Here is a 3,269-nt window from a genome sequence, read left to right on the forward strand (position 1 = left end):
TTGTCAGCCACGTCGCCGCCTGCGCGTGCCGGCCGAGCACCGGCCACTTCTCCGTGAGTACCGTCGTGCCGCTCAAGCCATCTCCCAAGTCCGTGGTCACCGGGGAGACATGATCACCCCGGCAGATTCCACGTAACTTTTAAGATGCTGAAGCGCCAGATGTTCGGCCGTGCCAGTCTCGATCTTCTTCGCAAACGCGTCCTGCTCGCGCGATGAGCCGGGACCGCAGGATCACAAGATCGTCGACAGAACCCACAAGTTCACGGTGCACAAGACCACCAAGGGTGCGACGTGGGTGTACATCACCGACAAGAACACCAAGAAGAAGGGCTGGGTCTCCGGCAAGTACGTCTACCGCGACGTCCGCATGTGCCTGAGCTGATCCACCCCTGATCGCGGTGCCCCGGGCCGAGCGGCCCGGGGCACCGCGCTTCCACTCCAGCTCTCAGCGCAGCGCCCGGCTGATGCCGGCGGCCGTCTTCGGCGGCGCGCTGAGCGTAACCATCGTCCTGATCGTCATCCCTATACCCGGCGCCGGAGCCCTCGTCGCCGCACTGCCCGCCGACCGGCTCCCCGCCCTGCTGCTGACCTGCTCCGCAGCCCAGGCACTCGCGATGGCACTGGCCCTTCGCGGCCTGTGGTGCTACCGCGCCTCCTACACCGCTTCGCACACCCCTGCCCAGCAGACGGCGGCAACCAAACCGTCTCCCGCGACCCTCACGGCCCGCGACGCCGCCTAGCCCAACACCGTGTCCCGCCCCAGGAGTTACTCCATGTCCCACCCGATGCTGCTCGTCATCGGCTCCGAACCCGAACTGATGCGCCGGTACATGCTGGAATCCGCCGCCGACGAGCACTCCGTGCTCCTCATAGACGACGAGGCGCCCACCTGGCAACGGCCCTATGTCGTCGACTTCGAGAAGACCGACCTGAACGACCCGGCCCGCGTGATCGCGGCCGCCGAGGCACTCGCCCGCCACTGGACCATCGTCGGCGTGCTGACGTTCAACGAGTACCTGCTCATGACGGCCGCCCGGGTCGCCGAACGTCTCCAGCTGCCCGGCAACACACCCACGGCGGTCGCTGCCGCCCGCGACAAGGCCACCAGCCGACAGCTGTTCGCCGCCTCCGACGTCCCCTCGGCCGCCTCCACCTGGGTGCACAGCCTCGACGCGGCAGCCTCCGCCACTGAGCGCCTGGGCGGCTACCCCGTCGTCCTCAAGCCCGCCGCGCACGCCGGCAGCATCGGCGTCGTCCGCGTCGACAACATCACCGAGCTGCCCGCCCTCTGGGATGTCGCCTCCGCCGGCGCCGCCCACCAGGGACCAGAAGGCCAGGGCGTCCTCCTGGAGGAGTTCCTCGACGGCAGCGAGGTGTCCGTCGAGACCGTCACCGAGAACGGCGTCACCACCGCCGTTGCCGTCACTCGCAAGGCGGTCGGCTTCGAGCCGTTCTTCATGGAACAGTCCCACCTCATCATCGCCGGTGACCCGTTTCTCGAGATCGTCGCCCCTGTCGCCGCGGCCGCCCTGCGCGCGGTGGGCATCACCCACGGCGTCTCCCACGTCGAGATGAAGCTCACGGCCTCCGGCCCACGCTTGATCGAGGTCAACGCCCGTCTCGGCGGCGACCGCATCGGCCAACTCGTGCGCCACGCAACCGGCGTGGACCTCGCCGCAGCCGCAGCCAACCTCGCGGTCGGCCGCACCCCGGACCTCACGCCCACCCACACGCGCAGCGCAGCGATCGGCATGATCTACCCGCCCGCCGACGGCACCGTGACCGGACTCGCCCTGCACCCCCACCCGTTCGGCGCCCGTCACCTGCGCGAACTGCAGTGGCTCTGCGACGTGGGCGACCAGGTCACCCTCATACCGTCGTCCACCGAACCGAACAACATCCGCGCTGGCTTCGCGATCATCACCGGCGACACCGCAGCCGACGTACGCCGACACCTCGACAGCGTCCTGGGACGCGCCCAAGTCGAGGTCCGCCCCACGATGATCAGCGCTGCGTGAGCCGCTCCTGTCCGCGCCGCAGCGACTCCGTCGGGCATCCACCCGCCGAGCTCCCGGCGGCGAAGACCCTCGTCAGCTCCGTCGAAGTGGCGGGCGGTTCCTTGAAACCGTCCGCCACCGCACACTCCCGGGACCGCTGCCCCTCCGCCTCGCGAAAGGCGCCCCCCATGATCCCCCTCACCCCCGCCTCCAACTGGCTCGCCCAGCGCCTCGCTCAACACGCGCCTCGACTCGGCGTCTTCCTCCCTGCGGGCTTCCCTTCGCCGGGCGACGACAGCGCCGCCCTACGGATATTCGCCGACCGCGGCGCCGGCCTGCTCGAGGTCGGGATCCCGCACCACTTTTCCGAACGCCAGAGTGTCCGGATCGGCGGTGACCTGCGATGACGTCTGACGTACATGTACGTGACGCAGTGTTGCGTCGTGCTGTCGATCTCGACGGGCAGCCAGAGAAGCGCCAGCCCGTCCTCGGGGCCTTCTCGGTGGCGGGCTATCCGAATCTCCGCAGCGGTGTGGACGCCTTCATCACCTTTGCGAAGAGCGGCGCGGGGGTGCTGGAAGTGGGTGCGCCAGTAGCGGATCCCTGGCTCGACTGTCCGGCTATCGCCGCAGCGCATAGCTGTGCTCTTCGTGCTGGTGATGGCGTCAGAGTCACGCTGGAAACGGTGCGACGCGTCTCTGCTCGATGTGAGACGCCTGTGGTCGTCATGAGCTATTGGTCGACGATCCAAGCTCTTGGTCCGCATTATGCAAAGGAAGTCCAGATGTCTCACCCGTGATCCATGGGTGACATGAGACCCCAGGTGCGCCTGTTAGGTTCCACGCTCCTGGATGTCTCATGATCATGGTGGTGCGGGGTGGACTACTTCTTTGTGTCACGCAGCAAGGTGCGTCGCTTCTACGAGGCGCCCCCAGGCGTCGATCTGGACGCATTCGCCTACGTGTCGCGCAAGGGGGCGTTGAAGGAGGGCACTCCCTTCTTCTTTGACTCGCAGATGCGCCCGGCGGAGCGGTTGGTCTCGTTCTTCCTCGAGATGGCCAAGACGCTCAAAGCGAAGTCGCTGCAGGACTACACGTACGACGCCCTTGGCCCAGCTCACCGGTGAACAGATCACCGTCGCGCTGGCCGCCGCGGACGAGGTCACCGCCCGGCACACCCGCTCGCACCGGGCCGCCGTGCTGGCGGTGGAACGCGCCCGCTACGAGGCGGACCGCGCCGAGCGTGCCTTCACCGCAGTCGATCCCGGAAACC

General features: G+C 68.0%; 5 protein-coding genes and 1 pseudogene. All 6 read left to right on the top strand.

The window, feature by feature from the left end; translation table 11 throughout:
• Nucleotides 1–250 precede the first annotated feature (250 nt).
• Nucleotides 251–382, top strand: a pseudogene (locus QCN29_RS36595) (SH3 domain-containing protein); the annotation flags it as partial.
• Nucleotides 383–464: 82 nt separating this feature from the next.
• Nucleotides 465–740, top strand: coding sequence for a hypothetical protein (locus tag QCN29_RS36600; protein ID WP_279933572.1), 276 nt, complete (start codon nucleotides 465–467; stop codon nucleotides 738–740).
• Nucleotides 741–773: 33 nt separating this feature from the next.
• Complete coding sequence (locus tag QCN29_RS36605) at nucleotides 774–2,018, top strand: ATP-grasp domain-containing protein (RefSeq protein ID WP_279933573.1); 1,245 nt, start codon at nucleotides 774–776, stop codon at nucleotides 2,016–2,018.
• Nucleotides 2,019–2,185: 167 nt separating this feature from the next.
• Nucleotides 2,186–2,404 (top strand): hypothetical protein, encoded by a 219-nt coding sequence (locus tag QCN29_RS36610; RefSeq protein WP_279933574.1) that lies wholly within the window; start codon nucleotides 2,186–2,188, stop codon nucleotides 2,402–2,404.
• Nucleotides 2,401–2,796, top strand: a complete 396-nt coding sequence (locus QCN29_RS36615; RefSeq protein ID WP_279933575.1) for a tryptophan synthase subunit alpha — start codon at nucleotides 2,401–2,403, stop codon at nucleotides 2,794–2,796. The genes QCN29_RS36610 and QCN29_RS36615 overlap by 4 nt, the downstream gene beginning before the upstream one ends.
• A gap of 78 nt (nucleotides 2,797–2,874) precedes the next feature.
• Nucleotides 2,875–3,123 (top strand): hypothetical protein, encoded by a 249-nt coding sequence (locus QCN29_RS36620; protein WP_279933576.1) that lies wholly within the window; start codon nucleotides 2,875–2,877, stop codon nucleotides 3,121–3,123.
• Nucleotides 3,124–3,269: the final 146 nt, after the last annotated feature.

The organism is Streptomyces chengmaiensis (assembly GCF_029846775.1).
Classification (GTDB): domain Bacteria; phylum Actinomycetota; class Actinomycetes; order Streptomycetales; family Streptomycetaceae; genus Streptomyces; species Streptomyces chengmaiensis.